Genomic DNA, 16,634 nt, shown 5'->3' with positions numbered 1-16,634 from the left:
ACCCGTGGCGAAATACCAGCGATTGATGGATGAGATTCAGCAGCAGATTGAGGCCGGCATCTGGCTGCCGGGCACCCGTCTGCCGTCATTGCGTCAGCAGGTCGCGCAGCAGGGCGTCAGCCTGATGACGGTGCTGCATGCCTATGAGTTGCTGGAGAGTCAGGGCTGGATCGTCTCCCGTCCACAGTCGGGTTACTACGTTGCACCGCGTGCCTTAGCACCCGCACCGCTGAGCGTGGCGATCAGTGAACAGGTCGATATCAACGACTTTGTGTTTGATGTGCTGCAGGCCACGCGCGATCCGGCCATCGTGCCGTTTGGCTCCGCCTTTCCCGATCCCGCACTCTTTCCGCAGCGCCAGCTGATGCGCTCGCTGGCTAACGTCTCTCATCATCTGACCCCAACCGATGCGCTGCACAATCTGCCGCCTGGCAACGCCACACTGCGACAGCTGCTGGCGCAGCGCTATGCGCGTCAGGGCATCACCCTGTCGCCGGATGAAATTGTCATCACCAGCGGGGCGCTGGAGGCGCTGAACCTCAGTCTGCAATCTCTTACCGAGCCGGGCGATTATGTGGTGATTGAACAGCCGAGTTTTTATGGCGCGCTGCAGGCGATAGAGCGGCTTAAGCTCAAGGCGCTGGCGATTCCGGTCGACGCCAGAAATGGCATCGACCTCGTCCAGCTGGAGGAGGCACTGCAGCGCTGGCCGGTGAAAGCCTGCTGGCTGATGACCACCCTGCAGAATCCGCTGAGCGTAACCTTAACGCCGGAACGCAAACAGCAGCTGGTCGCACTGCTGGCGCGTTATCAGGTGCCGATGATTGAAGATGATGTCTATGCCGAACTCTGGGCGGGTGATGCGCCGCCGCTGCCGGCGAAAGCCTGGGATCGCCAGGGGAACGTGCTGCACTGCGGCTCATTTTCAAAGTCGCTGGTGGCAGGATTCCGGGTCGGCTGGGTCGCGGCGGGGCAGCATGCGCAGCGTATTCAGCGGCTGCAACTGATGAGCACGCTCTCTACCAGTGCGCCGATGCAGCTGGCGCTGGCCGATTTTCTTGCCACGCGGCGTTACGACACCCATCTGAAGCGGCTGCGGCAGATTCTGGCGAAGCGACAGCAGATGGTGCGCCAGGCGTTAATGAAGGTGCTGCCGCCGCAGGCCACGGTCAGCGAAGCGCGTGGCGGCTATTTTCTCTGGGTGACGCTGCCGGAAAGCATCAATACGACCCGGCTCTATCAGCGGGCGCTGGCTCAGGGGATCAGTATTGCACCGGGGCAGCTATTTTCGGCAGGTGAGCAGTTCAGGCACTGCTTCAGGTTAAATACCGCCTGGCCGTGGGATAGTCGGGCCGAGGCGGCAATCGTGAAGCTGGGTCAGCTGATGGCGGAAGGGCAGGCGGATTAAACCCGCGCCGCTTCCTGATGGCCCCAGGTCAGGTAGTAGACATCATAGAAGTCCACTTCCCCTTTTTGTGTCAGCAGACGCTGGATGCCGCTCTTCACGCGTTCTGGTGTCTCAGGCAGTGACAGAATGCGTGAGATTGCCTGTTCGCGCACCGGCTGAATGTAATACCACTCGCCGTTGTAGCAAACGCGCAGATCGAGGGCATCGATATCTTCAAAGCGATATTTCGGGTTGATATCCAGCAGCATCAGCACACTCATCACCAGCACAAACACGGTGGCAAACCAGAAGGCGGGCCAGCCGAGCATCTCGGTGGTGAAAATCAGCGCCACGCACAGGCCGTAGCAGAGGTACATTACTGCCCAGAGACCAGGGTGGTTCTTCAGAAACGAGAGGCTGAAACGCGGCAAATTGTCGCGACGTTCTTCGCGGTTAAGCAGGGCGATCTCGTCAATCAGGATTTGTTTAATAGCGTCCATTTGTTACCTCACTGTCATCTGTTAGCTATTACAACAGATAACAGTCAAGCATATCAGAAACAGATCTGTGCTTTTTTTATATAACAGTTTATACGACAGTGACCGGGGCGTCGGGCTGCTGCGCCTGTGTGACTTTCCGCCTGACATTTTGCAACACTTTGCCGCAGTAAGAACCGCTTTCCGCCGTCGCGCAGGCACACTCCGACCCTATAGTTAACGACACATTTGGCTTTAGTCAGCAATATCAGTCAATTATCTCAATTGTGTCGTCTGGCGCACATTGCATTGTGCCGCGGGTTTGCCACACTTAGAAAAACATCGGAGAACCTGTATGCGTGCCTCATCCTCCAGTCTGCTATTAATGATGTCCTTTGCCGCTGGCACCTTCTCGGCCGGGGCCTCTGACAATCCTCAGCATCTGATGCTCGCCAGCCCGTCGGGCGGTGTACCCAATAACCCGTTACCTCTGATTATCTGGCCGCGCGTGGTGCCGGAAGAGGAGGAGATCGCCGCGTGGTTTGAGAAAACCTTTGAGGAGAACGGCTGGCCACCCGCCTGGCGCTATCCGATCTTCCCGTATACCCATTATCATCCTAATACCCATGAACTGCTGGGCGTCGCTGAAGGCTGGGCGGAAGTGCTGTTTGGCGGCGACAGTGGCCGGATGGTGACCCTGCGCGCAGGCGATGCAGTCCTGATTCCGGCGGGTGTCGGCCATCGGCAGGTCAGCGCCAGCGAAGATTTTATGGTGATAGGCGCCTATCCGCACGGGATGTCGCCGGAGACGCTGCGCGATGAGCCCGCGAAGCTGAAAATGGCCCAGGAGCAGGTAAAAAAAGTGCCGTTGCCGACGCAGGATCCCTTTACCGGCAAAGAGGGCGCATTAACCGAGATCTGGCAGCCGATTGCGGCGCTCACCGCCCAGCAGTAAGCCACGGGGCGAGCACGCCCCGATGCCGCTCCGCCAGCCCGGCTTTCGCGTCCCGTAAGCCTGGCTGTCACCGGGCTGTCATCAAACTGTCGTAGCGTTTTGCCCAGCATGTTAACGGCAAAGGCAGAGTAAGATGGCGGCAATATCGTTAACCGGACTGAGCAAAGCGTTCGGCGCGCAGCCGGTACTGGACGCGATTTCGTTACAGATTAACCAGGGCGAGTTTGTCGCCGTTCTTGGGCCTTCTGGCTGCGGCAAAACCACCCTGCTGCGCCTGCTGGCCGGCTTTGAAACGCTCGACAGCGGTGAAATCCGCATCGGTGAACGCCAGGTTGCCGCAGACGGGCTGCACCTGCCGCCGGAAGCCCGCGAGCTCGGCGTGGTGTTCCAGAACTACGCTTTGTGGCCGCATATGACGGTCGCGGAGAACGTCGGCTACAGCCTGAAGGTGAACGGTGTGGCGCGCGCAGAACGCGAACTGCGCACCACCCAGGCCCTGACGCTGGTCGGGCTGGATCGCTTCGCCGACCGCCGACCCGCCGATCTCTCCGGCGGTCAGCGCCAGCGCGTGGCGCTGGCACGCTGCCTGGTGGCACGGCCGACGCTGGTGCTGCTGGATGAGCCGCTGGCTAACCTCGATGTCCATCTGCGCGCCACCATGGAAGAGGAGTTCCGCCGCTTCCATCGCCACAGTGGCGCCACCTTACTCTATATCACCCACGATCAACGCGAAGCGATGGCACTGGCCGACCGCATCGTGGTGCTCGAACACGGCAGAGTGATGCAGTTCGCCAGCCCGCAGACCCTGTGGCGCGAACCGGCTAATGAGATGGTGGCGACCTTTATTGATGAGGGGCGGGTGCTGCCGGTCAGCGACATTGAGCCGCTCGATCCGGGTCAGGCAACCGCCACGCTCTGCGGGCTGCGGGTTTTGCTGCGCTGCTCGCCTCACCAGCGCCCGCTGCCGCACGGCAAAGCCAGCTTCCACAGCGTCAGTTTTCACCTCGCCGCTGAGCGAGAGCGGCAGTTTGCCGCCCGCGTTGAGCGCATCATCTTTCGCGGTGGCTACCATCAGATCAACCTTCGACCGCTTAATCAACCGGATGTCAGCCTGTCGCTGACGCTTAATGATGCTGCATTACTGGCGGTGGATGACACCGTCGGCGTCGCCGTCGATGACGGCTGGATTCTTCCTGCATAAAGGGTTTCAGAAACCATGAAAACGGCTTTTCGTACTCCGCTTCACGCGCTGTTGTTGCTGTCGGGCCTCGCGGCCTCAACCCTGTTGCAGGCGGCCGACGCGCCCGGCGGCAAGCTGGTGGTTTACACGTCGCAGGCACCTGAAATTGCGCAACAGACCATCGATGCGTTTAAGGCTGCGTATCCGGCGGTGGAGGTGGAGTGGACCCGCAACGGCACCACTCAACTGATGAACGTGCTGCGCACGGAGATGATGAGCGGCCAGGTCAAACCCGATGTGCTGCTGGTGGCCGACGCGATCAATCTGGGCGCGCTCAAGAAAGAGGGGCAGCTCTATTCATATCCGGCCGCCCCGGTCAGCCACCTGAAGCCTGCCTATTACGATGTGGATAAAACCTTTTTCGGCACCAAAATTATCGCCACGGTGATCGCCTATAACACCCAGCGTGCGAAGCCAGTCAGTAGCTGGAAAGCGCTGGCAGTAGAAGAAAACAGAGGCCAGATTGCGGTCCCCAGTCCCCTCTATTCCGGTGCGGCGCTCTATAAGCTGCATACCGATATCCATACCCCGTCGATTGGCTGGGCGTTCTATCAGCAACTGGCCGCCATCGGCATTGCGCCACAGGGCGGCAATGGACCGGCGCTGAAAGCGGTTGCCAGCGGCATGGATAAGTATGGCGTGATCACGGATGCCGATATTATCCGCGCCAAAAAGCAGGGATCGCCCATCGATCTGGTCTATCCGCAGGAGGGCGTCTCCTATGTGACCGAGCCGGTGGCGATCATGAAGTCGGCGCATAATCTGCCGGCCGCCAAAGCCTTTGTTGATTTCATGCTTTCGGAAGCAGGACAGCAGCTGGTGGCGAAGCAGGGCAACCGGCCGGTCGATGCCCGCGTGGCGGCACCCGGTGGCTTTGCGCCGATTGAGCAAATCACGCTGCTGACGCCGGACGTGGCCCTGGCGGTGGCCGAGGATGCTCAGGTCCGCGAAACCTTTACTGAACTGTTTGGCGGCTGATCGTGAGCGTGCTGGGCAACGAATGGCGAAGAGGCCAGGCCGCCAGGCATCGCAGATGGCGGGCGGAACCGCTGGTGCTGGGCGTACTGGTTCTGGTGATTGGCCTGCTGTCGGTGGCACCCTTTGCCCGGCTGATGGGAACCGCGCTGGCACCGGATGGCATACTGGATAGCGATCGCCTGCTGAGATTGCTGACCAGCCGGCGGGTGCTCAGTGCCACGCTGAATACCCTGGCGATCGGCATCAGCGCGACGCTGCTGTCGCTGCTGCTGGGAACGGTGGCCGCCTGGCTGGTGGCGCTCACCGATTTGCGTGCCAAAGCGGCCTGGGTATTTGCCTTTATCCTGCCGCTGATGATCCCGCCGCAGGTGACTGCGCTGGCCTGGATACAGGCGCTGGCACCGGGCAGTCTGCTGGCCACAGCGGTGAATGCGCTGGGCGGGACATGGCTGGCACCCGGTCAGCAACCGCTCTATACCGCGACCGGCATGGTGCTGCTGCTGGGCCTGCACAATGCGCCGCTGGTGTTCCTCACGGTGCGGGCTGGCCTGCGTCGACTCCCCGCCGAACTGGTGGAGGCGGCCCGTATCAGCGGCGCATCACCCCGGCAGATTCTGTTCACGGTGATCCTGCCGCTGGCGCGCCCCGCGATCTTCGCCGGGGCGGCGCTGGCGTTTGTCGCTGCGGTCGGGAATTTCGGTATCCAGGCGATGCTGGGTATTCCGGCGCGGGTGCCGACGCTGATTACGCTGGTTTATCAGCAGCTCAATACCCTCGGCCCCGGTGCGCTGCCCAATACCGCCGTCTACTCGATGCTGATTGCGCTGATCACCCTCGCCGGGATGCTGATTAGCGGCTGGCTGGGCGGACGACGCGATGTCCGGGTCAGCGGATCGCCACGACCCTGGCACCAGCCGCTGCGGCGCGCGCGACTGCCGGGCGAAATCATCGCCTGGCTGTGGATGGTGATCACCTTGCTACTGCCGCTCAGCGCCCTGCTGACCACCGCCTTAACCCGCGGTTTCGGTCAGGCTCTGAACTGGCAAACCCTGACGCTGGAGAATTTTCAGCAGGCGCTGTGGGGCTATCCGGCGATACGGCAGGCGTTCTTTACCAGCCTGTGGCTCACCGGCCTGACGGCGCTGCTGCTCAGCGTCATGGCACTGTTCCTGGCTTTCTTTCTCAGCTGGCATCGTACCCGGCTGGTGCGGGGGCTGGGATTCGCCAGCGAGCTGACCTATGCGCTGCCCGGCATTGTCACCGGCGTGGCGGCGATGCTGTTTTTCCTGCGGCCACTGCCGCTGCTGGAATTTTCTCTTTACGGAACGGTGTGGATTATTCTCGCGGCCTATCTGGCCAACTTCCTGGCGCTGGTGTTAAGGCCGACGCTGGCCGGGTTCGCGCAAATCGAACCGTCACTGGATGAGGCGGCGCGCTTATGCGGCGCGGGTCTGATGCGGCGGATGACTGACATCCTGCTGCCGCTGGCGGCACCTTCTGTGCTGGCCGGTGCGTTGCTGGTGTTCCTCACCGCGCTGAATGAAATACAGGTTTCAGTGCTGCTGGTTACCGCGCAAACCCAGACGCTTGGCCCGACCATTATTTTCCTGGACGAAGGCGGATCGGCGCCGCTGGCGGCGGCGGTCGGATGCCTGATGATTGGGATCGTGCTGGGCTTAATGCTACTGGCCTCACGACTGACGCGCCGTCTGCCGCAGGGAGTCCTGCCATGGCAAGCCTGACGGTGATCAGCGGCGTCGGCGGAAAACTGCCTGCCGCTTTCCTGCTGGAGATAGAGGGATACCGTCTGTTATGGGATTTAGGTGCCGGGCCGGAGCCGGGCGTCCGGCCCGCAATGGACGCCATCGGCCAGGTCGATGCGCTCTGCCTGACCCATTCCCATGTGGATCACGCGGCGGCGCTGGATAGCTGGGCCGACATCGGTTCACCGCCGGTCTATGCCAGTGAGATCACCTGGCAGCAGCTGGGCGAGGCTGGCGTGCCGGCTCAGGCGCGACGCATCCTGCCATTGCGCGGCCAGTGCGCGCTGGGGCCGCTGAATCTCTTTACCGGTCGCAGCGGGCATTCGCCAGGATCGATCTGGTTTCATCTGCCGATTGCGGGTGGCATCACCTATATGGGCGACTGGAGTCGCGAATCGCTGCTGTTGCCGTTTGATTGCCCGCCACGCGCACGGCTGTTGATTACCGATGGTTCCTATGGCGACCGCAATCAGCGACTGGCGCAGCAGATCGACGCGCTGGCCCTGGCGGCACAAGGGGGCGCCGTGGTCACCGCGCCGCTGCACGGGCGCGGCCCTGAGATGGCGCTGCAGCTCAGCGCTCGCGGGCTGCCGGTGGTGATGTGTCCCCAGGTGCGCGAAGAGGTGGCGCAGTTGCTGGCGCTCAACAGCCTGCCCGCCGCGGCGATGCTGGCGCTGGCCCGGTTATTGCGCGTCGCAACACCCGACCGCTGGCGACCGAATACAGTGATTGTCGCGGCGGATGCGGTGGCTGACAGCGGGCTGGCGGCGCAGCTCAGCCATCAGCCCGACTTTCGTCTGATCTTCAGCAGTCACGTTTCCCGCGGCACCCGTGCCTTTGAGATGCTGCAATCCGGCATGGCACGCTGGCTGCCGTGGAATGTGCATCCGCCGCTCGACGATCAGCTGGCGCTGATCAGACAGACGGCGGCCCAGAAAGTGATCCCGGCTTTTGTCGCGCCGCAAGAGTGCCAGCAGCTGATGAGCCAAAGTCCGGCAATGCTCTGCTGGCAGCACCGTTATTCGCTCTCCTCGCGCTGGGAGCGGGTCGCCTGACGCGCCGCCACCGCGGAGTCATTGAACATTTACTCGCCGCTGCCGATAAACCCCTTATAAACACTGATTAATCTTCTTAATGCGCTTGTCATCTCAGCTCTTTTCGGCTGTAGTCTGCGCACGCTATTAAGAACATTCCTAAGCCGTCATCCGGCTACAGAGCAGCAGGCTAATCACAATGGATAATAACTCTGAGGTCATCTATCGCATGCTGGTACAAAGCGTGAATGATTACGCCATCACTATGCTAAAACCTGACGGTATCATCGGCAGCTGGAATCAGGGTGCTCAGCGCACGATAGGCTATACGCCAGACGAGATGATTGGCTGCAGCTTCGCTCTTTTGTATAGCGAAGAAGATCGCCGCCGGGGCCTGCCGCAGCGTGGGCTGGATATGGCTGCGACTGCCGGACACCATGAAAGCGAAGGCTGGCGCTATCGCAAAGATGGCAGTGCTTTCTGGGCACACGAGACGATCGACCCGATACGCAATGACGCCGGTCTGCTGGTGGGATACGCCTGTATTACCCGCGACTGCACTCAGCAGCAGGAGCAGCAGCGCAAAGAGCGGGAGCAGGAGATGCGCTTCCGCCTGCTGGTGGAGGGCGTTACCGATTACGCTATCTATATGCTCGATCATGACGGCAACGTGGTGAACTGGAATGCCGGGGCACAGCGCGCCAAAGGCTATGTGGCGGAAGAGATTGTCGGCCAGCATTTTTCCCGCTTCTACAGCGCCCAGGATCGCCTGAACCGTGTCCCGGAGCAGAACCTGCAAACTGCTTATCGCACCGGCCGCTTTGAAGATGAGGGCTGGCGCTACCGCAAAGATGGCAGCGCCTTCTGGGCGCATGTGGTGATCGACACGATCCGCGACGATCAGGGCAAGCTGCTGGGCTACGCTAAAATCACCCGCGACTGCACCGAACAGCAGCGCGTCCGCAGCCAGCAACGGGAGCAGGAGCAGCGTTTCCGTCTGCTGGTAGAAGGGGTCACCGATTACGCCATCTATATGCTCGATGTCGATGGCGTGGTGGTGAACTGGAATGCCGGTGCGCAGCGTGCCAAAGGGTACAAAGCGGATGAAGTGGTGGGTCAGCACTTCTCGCTGTTTTACAGTTCCCAGGAGCGGCTGAACCGCATCCCGGAAGCGAATCTCGGTATCGCGCTTAAGACCGGCCGTTTTGAAGATGAGGGCTGGCGCTACCGCAAAGATGGCAGCGCCTTCTGGGCGCATGTGGTCATCGACGCAATCCACGATGATGACGGCAAGCTGGTCGGCTTCGCTAAGATCACCCGCGACCGCACGGAACGCCGTGAGCAGGAGCAGCAGGTGCTGCGCGCCCGGGATCTGGCTGAAGCCCAGAGCACCCAGAAAACCGCGCTCTCTAAATTCCTGGATAACATCATCGCCAACATTCCCTCCTGCGTGATTGTGGAAGATGCGATCACCCGCGAGATCCTGCTGGTTAACGACCGCACTCAGCAGCTGTTTGGCCTGTCGAAATCGCTGATCGTCAACAAGCGCCCGCATGAATGTATGTCGCCCGAACTCAGCGATTACTTTAATAATCTGGCGGATGTTGCGCTGCGCAGTGAGGGCATGCATGAACGTGAGCAGTTGCTGATGACCGCCAGCGGCGAACGCATTCTGCATACCCGCGCCACCGCGATTAACGGTCAGGATGCGCGACGTAACTACCTGATGCTGCTGGTGGAAGATGTCACTGACCAGCGCGCTGCTGATGCCCGTATTCACCATATGGCGCACCACGACAATCTCACCAGCCTGCCGAACCGCATTCTGTTCCGCCAGCGTCTGAGTGAAGCCTTGCGCACTGCCGGTCAGATACAGCGCCAGACCGCCGCGCTCTGCCTTGATCTCGATAACTTTAAAAATGTGAACGATGCGCTGGGCCACCAGATTGGCGACGAGTTGCTGCGCAGTGTGGCTAAGCGTCTGCGTAACGCGCTGCGTGACCAGGATACTCTGGCGCGTATCGGAGGCGATGAGTTCGCCATCGTGCTGCCTTCGGTGGCCAGTAATGAAGAGGCGAGCATTGTGGCGCAGCGCCTGATTGAGGCGATTCGCCCGCCCGTCAACGTTGAAGGCCATAATCTGTCGGTCGGGCTCAGCGTGGGGATTGCGCTCAGCACCACCATCACCAATACGCCGGAGCAGCTGCTGCGCTGTGCGGACATGGCGCTGTATGAAGCCAAACGCAACGGCCGCAACCGCTATGAGCATTTCACGCTGGAGATGGACGATGTGGCGCGCAGTCGACGCCTGATAGAAAACGATCTGCGCGATGCGATTAGCGGCGGGCATCTGCGGCTCTACTATCAGCCCATCACCAACGGTGATAACCGTACCATCATTGGCTATGAGGCGCTGATGCGCTGGCATCATCCGGTTCGCGGGCTGATCATGCCCAACGACTTCATCCCGATCGCTGAAGAGACCGGCCTGATTCATATGCTGGGGGCGTTTGCACTCTACGAAGCCTGTCGCGAAGCGGCGAGCTGGGAAGGGGAGCAGTCGGTCTCGGTCAACCTCTCACCGCTGCAGTTTAAAAACAGCTCGCTGGTGCCGGTGGTCGAAGGCGCGCTGAAAGAGTCGGGTCTCGATCCGGCGCGGCTGGAGGTTGAGATCACCGAATCAGTGCTGCTGGATGATTCGCTGGGTAATATCCGTACCCTGCAAAATCTCAAGGCGCTGGGCGTGCAGATTGCGCTGGATGATTTCGGCACCGGCTATTCGTCGCTGAGCTATCTGCGATCTTTCCCGTTCGACAAAATCAAAATCGACAAATCCTTTATCAATGATATGGGTGACAGCCGCGAGGCGCTGGCGATTATCCGCGCCATCACCGGCATGAGTCGCAGTCTGGATATCCAGATTACCGCCGAAGGGGTGGAGAGCGATGAGCAGTTCGCTAAGCTGCGCGATGAGGGCTGTACCCTGTTCCAGGGCTTCCTGTTCGGACGGCCTCAGCCGTCGGAACTGCGGCTGAAAACGCTGGGTTAACCCGCGCCGGGTTAATCCATACCGTGTTAATCCATACCGTGTTAATCATAGAGGCCATGCTGCTGGACCGGCGCATGGCTGAGATTATCGCGAATGCGCCGCACCGACTCGCGCACCACCAGCCTGCCATTCAGCAGCAGGCTGCCGGTGGGCGTGCCGGGATTCAGTCGCATCTCCTGCAACATTCTCACTGCCGCTGCGCCCAGCTCATCACGCGGCACCTGCACCGAGGTCAGCGGAATATCGTGGATAGCGGCCAGGTTAAAGCCATCCATACTCATCACCGAAATATCCTGCGGCACCCGCAGACCGGCCTGCTCCAGCGCAGTGACGGCGCCCGCCGCAATGTAATCACCGCTGGCGAGAATCGCGGTCGGGCGCAGCGCATCAGGGCAGTGGCGCAGATATTCACTCAGCCGTTCCGCCGCTTCATTGCTGCTGAAGCTGTTCAGGGTCAGCAGATGCTGGCGGCTGTCAAACCGCAGGTTCATGGCATGCCAGGCGTCGCGCACCCCCTGCAATCGCTGCTCCATGGTGTAGCGGCGTAAGCAATGCAGCGACAGGATCTGCCGGTGTCCCTGCTCAAACAGATAGCGCGCTGAGAATTCACCGATCAGCTGATGATGGGGCGAGACCGAAGGCAGGCGCATTCGGCGATCGCGGGCGTTAATCAGCACGCAGGGTTTGTTCATCTCCGCCGCCAGCTGATGAATATGCTCATCATCAATGCCGATCAGCAGTGCCGCTTCGGTCTGCTGCATCTTATCGATAAACAGCGCCGCATCACTTTCCACCTCCTCCAGCGGGCAGTAGCGCAGCCGCACCTCATGCGGCTCCACCGCCTGGCTGATCCCCTGAATCACTTTGTAGTAGAAGATGTCACTGCGTACATCAAAGGCGCGCGGCGGGGCAAAAACCATCAGGTTATTCAGCAGCAGGCGACCACTGTGCAGATTGTTAAGCACGCCCTGTTGCTGCGCCACGGCCAGCACTTTGTCTCGGGTGGCGGGCCGGGTATTCGCTTTACCCGCCAGCACCCGCGACACCGTACTGATGGAGACGCCGCTGAGTGCCGCAATCTCGCTTACTTTCAGCCTTTGTTTCATTCTGTGATCGCCTTCAAATCTGCTGATGAAAAATTTTTCATAACCTGCTGAATCGCGTCAGATAAGCATTTCAGTGCCATTTTCTGCCGGGATTCAGCCTGCCATGAAAAGCGTTGCAAAAAAGTGTCTGTACCCACGTTTCGCACTTTTCTAAGTTCGTTACAGGACACGCGGTACGCCAGCAGGCGGTGTGCGTCATCAATGGCAATCAGGAGTGGCACAATGAGCCTCGAATCAACAACCAAACCCATCAGTGCATCCCGCACGGTGCGCGTGATTAAAAATTTACGCTGGTGGATGCTGGGAATGTTCCTGCTGGGTGTAACCGTCAACTACATCACCCGCAACTCGCTCGGCATTCTGGCACCGGAACTTAAAAACAGTCTGCACATGACGACCGAACAGTACTCCTGGGTGGTGGCGGCGTTTCAGCTGGCCTATACCCTGTTTCAGCCAATCTGCGGCTGGCTGATCGATGTGATCGGACTGAAGATGGGCTTCCTGATCTGTGCGCTGATCTGGTCGGTGACCTGTCTGCTGCACGCCGGCGCGGGAAGCTGGCTGCATCTGGCATTGCTGCGCTTTGTCATGGGCGCCTCTGAGGCGGCGGCAACGCCCGCGAACGCCAAAGCGATCGGTGACTGGTTTCCGAAAAAGGAGCGTCCGGTCGCGGCGGGCTGGGCGGGCGTCGGCTTTTCGATTGGTGCCATGCTGGCACCGCCGATTATTTATGTCGCGCACATAACGTTTGGCTGGCAGGGCGCCTTTCTGCTGACAGGCGGGCTGGGCCTGCTGTGGGTTGCACTCTGGTGGTGGGGATATCACTCGCCCGAGAGCCATCCTCGTCTCTCTGATGAAGAGCGGGCCTTTATTAATCAGGACAACGAAGCGATCGGGGAAAAACTGCCGTTCTTCACCGCGCTGAAAGTGATTGGTAAAGAGAAGAAATTCTACGGCATCGCCATCCCGGCTTTTCTGGCCGAACCGGCCTGGGCGGTACTGAGCTTCTGGGTGCCGCTCTATCTGGCCAATGAGCGCGGCATGGATCTCAAGCAGATCGTGATGTTTGCCTGGCTGCCGTTTCTGGCCGCCGACCTCGGCAGCGTTGCCAGCGGCTATCTGACCAAAATCTATGTGCGCTGGTTTGGTCTCACCCGCGTCAATTCGATTGTTGCCAGTTCGGTGACCGGCGCACTGCTGATGGTCTCACTGGCGCTGATGACGCTGGTAAAAGATCCCTGGCTGGCGATCGCCCTGATCTCCGTCGGTGGCTTCGGCCATCAGGTGATCTCCTGCATGCTGAGCGCGCTGGTGGTGGAGCGTTTTGATCGCCGCCAGATGGCCACGGTCAACGGCATGCGCGGCTCCTGCGCCTGGATCGCCAGCTTTATCTTCTCGCTGATTATCGGTGTCACCGCCGATACCATCGGCTTCAATCCGCTGTTTGTGGCGATGGGCTTCTTTGACCTGATTGGTGCCGTTTTCCTGGTGATGCTGGTCGCCGAACGCCGCCAGCGCCCTGCTAACCCATAAGGATATCGCGATGAAAACCCTGAAGAACTGGACGCTGCATCAGCAGGCCGATCACTTTGTTGAACTCAAGGTCGAAGATCGTCACTTCCTGCGGCTTTACGTGCTGGAGGATAAGCTGATGCGCGTGCTGCTGAAGCGCGACGGTGAGCTGGCGCTGAACCGCACCTGGAGCATTGCCCCTGTCAGCGACGTGCCCTGGCAGGGGCGGGATCGTGAGGCGCTGGATGGCTTTACGCTGCCGGCATTTAAGGTTGAACACGATGCGCAGCAGTTGCGCATCAGCACGCAACGGCTGCGTGTCACGGTGCATCAGCCGCTCTGCCTGAGCTGGGAGCAGTTTGATGGTGAGAGCTGGCAGCCGCTGGTCGCCGACCGTCACACCGGTGCCTATCTGCTCAATGCGCACGGTGATGGAGTCGAGCACTATCAGCGTCGCCAGCCGCAGGATCGGGTTTATGGCCTGGGCGAGAAGAGTGGCGACCTGAACCGCGTTAACCGCCGTTTTGAGATGCGAAATCTGGACGCCATGGGCTACAACGCCGCCAGCACCGATCCGCTCTATAAACATATTCCGTTTACCCTGACGCAGCGCGATGGCGTCAGTTTTGGCCTGTTCTATGACAACCTGAGCAGCAGCTGGCTCGATCTGGGGAATGAGCTGGATAACTACCATCTCCCTTATCGTCGCTACCGCGCCGAGGCGGGCGATCTCGATTACTACATGATGCTGGGCCCGACGCTGCTCGACGTCACCAAAGCCTTTGTGCGTCTGACCGGTCGCACCCTGTTTCAGCCGAAGTGGAGCCTGGGCTACAGCGGGTCCACCATGCACTACACCGACGCGCCCGACGCACAACAGCAGCTGCAATCCTTTATCCGTCTGTGTCGCGAGCATGAAATTCCCTGCGACTCGTTCCAGCTCTCTTCGGGTTACACCTCGATTAACAACAAGCGCTACGTCTTCAACTGGAACTACGACAAAGTCCCGAATCCCAATGCGCTGAGCGACGCGTTTCATACTGCCGGAATGAAGCTGGCAGCCAACATCAAGCCCTGCCTGCTGCAGGATCATCCGCGCTATCAGGAAGTGGCCGCGCAGGGGCTGTTTATTCGTGACTCTGAGCAGGATCGTCCAGAGCGGTCGGTGTTCTGGGACGATGAAGGCTCGCACCTCGACTTCACTCATCCCCAAGCGGTGCGCTGGTGGCAGGAGAATGTCACCCGGCAGCTGCTGGAAAAGGGCATCGATTCCACCTGGAATGACAACAACGAATATGAGGTGTGGGATGGCGAAGCGCGCTGTCACGGTTTTGGTCAGCCGATCGCCATCAAGTATATCCGGCCGGTAATGCCGTTGCTGATGATGCGCGCCTCAATGGAAGCCCAGCAGCAGTTTGCACCGGACAAACGCCCTTATCTGATCTCACGTTCCGGCTGCGCCGGGATGCAGCGCTATGTACAGACCTGGAGCGGCGATAACCGCACCAGCTGGCAAACCCTGCGCTACAACATCCGCATGGGACTGGGGATGAGCCTCTCCGGGCTGTTTAACGTCGGGCACGATGTCGGCGGCTTCTCGGGCGATAAGCCGGATGCCGAGCTGTTTGTGCGCTGGGTTCAGAACGGCGTGATGCACCCGCGCTTTACTATTCACTCCTGGAATGACGATCACACGGTAAACGAGCCCTGGATGTACCCGGAGGTCACACCGATGATCCGCGAGGCGATCCGGCTGCGCTATCGCCTGATGCCCTACCTCTATAACCTGGCGTGGCAGGCCAGCGTGGAAGATGAGCCGATGCTGCGACCGACCTTTCTCGATCATGAGCAGGATCCGCTGACCTATCAGGAGTGTGATGACTTTATGCTGGGGCGCGATCTGCTGGTCGCCAGCGTAGTAGAGCAGGGGGCGCGCAGTCGTGAAGTCTATCTGCCCCGCTACGGCGGCGGCTGGTATGACTGGCACAGCGGCAAGGCATTTGCGGGCGGTGAGACTATCACGCTGGATGCGCCGCTGGATCGGCTGCCGCTGCTTGTGCGGGCCGGTGCGGTGATCCCGCTGGGCGAGTGCGAAAGCACCACCGATGCGCGGCGCGACACGGTGCGGCAATGGCAGCTATGGCCTGCCCCCGAAGGCGTGCAGACACAAGGCGAAATGTTTGATGACGATGGCGAGAGCCACGGCTGGCAGCAGGGTAATGCGCTATGGCTTCGCTGGACGCTCTGCAGCAGCGCTACGCGTATCAATCTGACGGTGGAAAAACGTGGAGATTACCAGCCAGCCTGGCGGGAGATCGCGCTGCTACTGCCTGCGGGTGAAAGCCGTGAACTGTGGGTGAATGGCGTGAAAGCCGCGAGTTACCGGCTGGAATAGCGGTGCAGTGGTGTCAGCAAGACGGCAATAAGATCGGCCCCGAAAAGGGGCCGATAAACATTATTCTGCGTGGTTCTCGGTGCTCATCCGGCCCAGATCTTTATCGACCAGGAACAGACCGTTGCCGCTGTTGCTGACCAGCGCCAGTTTATCCAGCACGGTTTTGAACAGCTTCTCTTCTTCATGCTGCTCGGCAACATACCACTGCAGGAAGTTGAAGGTAGAGTAATCCTGTGTGGTCATGGCGGCATGGGCCAGTTCATTGATTTTGCTGGTGATGAGCTGCTCATGCTCCAGCGCCTGCTGCAGAATTTCATTCAGCGAGGTGAAAGAGACTGGCGGCGCAGCGATGGTACCCAGCACCGGCATGCCGCCGGTATCGCTCAGGTAATCAAACAGACGCTGCATATGCTGCATCTCTTCGCGTGAATGCATCTTCAGGAAGGAAGCGGCACCCTCAAAGCCTTTGTCGCTGCACCAGGCGCTCATTTGCAGATAAAGATTGGCAGAGAAAAATTCCAGGTTCAGCTGGTCGTTTAAACGCCCAGTCATTTCAGCAGTCAGCATGGCCGAGTCCTTTTAAGAAGATGTTAAATAAACAGGTATAGTCGGTGAATTATGCATCAAATATGTTAGTAAAGCGAAGGCTTTTCCGCAAAAACAGCTAATTTATCTGATTGATTTAAATAGAATTATTTCACAAATTGAATACGAGCGATTCTCATTCTGCATCACTCCT

At 59.8% G+C, this 16,634-nt stretch carries 13 protein-coding genes; 9 read left to right on the top strand and 4 right to left on the bottom strand.

Annotated features, from left to right (window positions below):
* The first annotated feature begins 4 nt into the window (after positions 1-4).
* Positions 5-1,408, top strand: a complete 1,404-nt coding sequence (locus AC6I8B_RS16270; RefSeq protein ID WP_010249003.1) for an aminotransferase-like domain-containing protein — start codon at positions 5-7, stop codon at positions 1,406-1,408.
* Here the strand turns inward: AC6I8B_RS16270 and AC6I8B_RS16265 are convergent.
* Entirely contained in the window at positions 1,405-1,887 is a 483-nt protein-coding gene (locus AC6I8B_RS16265; protein ID WP_010249002.1) for a YlaC family protein, read from the bottom strand. The two genes, AC6I8B_RS16270 and AC6I8B_RS16265, sit on opposite strands and share 4 nt — an antisense overlap.
* A 331-nt stretch (positions 1,888-2,218) precedes the next feature.
* Here AC6I8B_RS16265 and AC6I8B_RS16260 point away from each other — a divergent pair, with 331 nt between their 5' ends.
* The 6 genes from AC6I8B_RS16260 to AC6I8B_RS16235 all read left to right on the top strand — a co-directional run bounded on the left by AC6I8B_RS16260 (position 2,219) and on the right by AC6I8B_RS16235 (position 10,882).
* Positions 2,219-2,818, top strand: a complete 600-nt coding sequence (locus tag AC6I8B_RS16260) for a cupin domain-containing protein (protein WP_010249001.1) — start codon at positions 2,219-2,221, stop codon at positions 2,816-2,818.
* A gap of 133 nt (positions 2,819-2,951) precedes the next feature.
* A complete protein-coding gene (locus AC6I8B_RS16255; RefSeq protein ID WP_157353692.1) occupies positions 2,952-4,019 on the top strand; it encodes an ABC transporter ATP-binding protein in 1,068 nt (355 codons plus the stop codon).
* A 15-nt stretch (positions 4,020-4,034) separates the two neighbouring features.
* Entirely contained in the window at positions 4,035-5,036 is a 1,002-nt protein-coding gene (locus AC6I8B_RS16250; protein ID WP_157353690.1) for an ABC transporter substrate-binding protein, read from the top strand.
* Between the two features lie 2 nt (positions 5,037-5,038).
* On the top strand, positions 5,039-6,778 hold the full coding sequence (locus AC6I8B_RS16245; RefSeq protein WP_332837999.1) for an ABC transporter permease: 1,740 nt from the start codon (positions 5,039-5,041) through the stop codon (positions 6,776-6,778).
* Positions 6,766-7,854, top strand: a complete 1,089-nt coding sequence (locus AC6I8B_RS16240; protein WP_157353688.1) for an MBL fold metallo-hydrolase — start codon at positions 6,766-6,768, stop codon at positions 7,852-7,854. The genes AC6I8B_RS16245 and AC6I8B_RS16240 overlap by 13 nt, the downstream gene beginning before the upstream one ends.
* A 178-nt stretch (positions 7,855-8,032) precedes the next feature.
* Complete coding sequence (locus AC6I8B_RS16235) at positions 8,033-10,882, top strand: sensor domain-containing protein (protein ID WP_033772588.1); 2,850 nt, start codon at positions 8,033-8,035, stop codon at positions 10,880-10,882.
* Between the two features lie 41 nt (positions 10,883-10,923).
* Here the strand turns inward: AC6I8B_RS16235 and AC6I8B_RS16230 are convergent, their stop codons facing one another.
* Positions 10,924-11,988, bottom strand: a complete 1,065-nt coding sequence (locus tag AC6I8B_RS16230; RefSeq protein WP_010248992.1) for a LacI family DNA-binding transcriptional regulator — start codon at positions 11,986-11,988, stop codon at positions 10,924-10,926.
* On the bottom strand, positions 11,985-12,239 hold the full coding sequence (locus tag AC6I8B_RS16225; protein ID WP_157353686.1) for a hypothetical protein: 255 nt from the start codon (positions 12,237-12,239) through the stop codon (positions 11,985-11,987). Before AC6I8B_RS16225 ends, AC6I8B_RS16230 begins: the two co-directional genes overlap by 4 nt.
* On the opposite strand from AC6I8B_RS16225, the gene AC6I8B_RS16220 reads away from it, so the two are divergent.
* Positions 12,211-13,521, top strand: coding sequence for an MFS transporter (locus tag AC6I8B_RS16220; RefSeq protein ID WP_010248988.1), 1,311 nt, complete (start codon positions 12,211-12,213; stop codon positions 13,519-13,521). The genes AC6I8B_RS16225 and AC6I8B_RS16220 overlap by 29 nt on opposite strands.
* Positions 13,522-13,531: 10 nt before the next feature.
* On the top strand, positions 13,532-15,895 hold the full coding sequence (locus tag AC6I8B_RS16215; protein ID WP_497817522.1) for a glycoside hydrolase family 31 protein: 2,364 nt from the start codon (positions 13,532-13,534) through the stop codon (positions 15,893-15,895).
* Positions 15,896-15,955: 60 nt separating this feature from the next.
* Here the strand turns inward: AC6I8B_RS16215 and ftnA are convergent, their stop codons facing one another.
* Entirely contained in the window at positions 15,956-16,462 is a 507-nt protein-coding gene (gene ftnA / locus AC6I8B_RS16210) for a non-heme ferritin (protein ID WP_069025374.1), read from the bottom strand.
* Between the last annotated feature and the right edge of the window lie 172 nt (positions 16,463-16,634).

The organism is Pantoea sp. X-Soil-ISGK-285, assembly GCF_059730815.1.
The sequence above is the reverse complement of the archived record's forward strand: the minus strand, read 5'-3'. Positions and strand labels throughout refer to the sequence as shown.

Excerpts from the sequence above, each read along its gene's own strand:
- AC6I8B_RS16225 (WP_157353686.1), bottom strand. The coding sequence starts at position 12,239 with ATGGGTTTGGTTGTTGATTCGAGGCTCATTGTGCCACTCCTGATTGCC.
- AC6I8B_RS16220 (WP_010248988.1), top strand. The coding sequence starts at position 12,211 with ATGAGCCTCGAATCAACAACCAAACCCATCAGTGCATCCCGCACGGTG.
- AC6I8B_RS16265 (WP_010249002.1), bottom strand. The coding sequence starts at position 1,887 with ATGGACGCTATTAAACAAATCCTGATTGACGAGATCGCCCTGCTTAAC.
- AC6I8B_RS16255 (WP_157353692.1), top strand. The coding sequence starts at position 2,952 with ATGGCGGCAATATCGTTAACCGGACTGAGCAAAGCGTTCGGCGCGCAG.
- AC6I8B_RS16260 (WP_010249001.1), top strand. The coding sequence starts at position 2,219 with ATGCGTGCCTCATCCTCCAGTCTGCTATTAATGATGTCCTTTGCCGCT.
- AC6I8B_RS16230 (WP_010248992.1), bottom strand. The coding sequence starts at position 11,988 with ATGAAACAAAGGCTGAAAGTAAGCGAGATTGCGGCACTCAGCGGCGTC.
- ftnA (WP_069025374.1), bottom strand. The coding sequence starts at position 16,462 with ATGCTGACTGCTGAAATGACTGGGCGTTTAAACGACCAGCTGAACCTG.
- AC6I8B_RS16235 (WP_033772588.1), top strand. The coding sequence starts at position 8,033 with ATGGATAATAACTCTGAGGTCATCTATCGCATGCTGGTACAAAGCGTG.
- AC6I8B_RS16215 (WP_497817522.1), top strand. The coding sequence starts at position 13,532 with ATGAAAACCCTGAAGAACTGGACGCTGCATCAGCAGGCCGATCACTTT.
- AC6I8B_RS16250 (WP_157353690.1), top strand. The coding sequence starts at position 4,035 with ATGAAAACGGCTTTTCGTACTCCGCTTCACGCGCTGTTGTTGCTGTCG.
- AC6I8B_RS16240 (WP_157353688.1), top strand. The coding sequence starts at position 6,766 with ATGGCAAGCCTGACGGTGATCAGCGGCGTCGGCGGAAAACTGCCTGCC.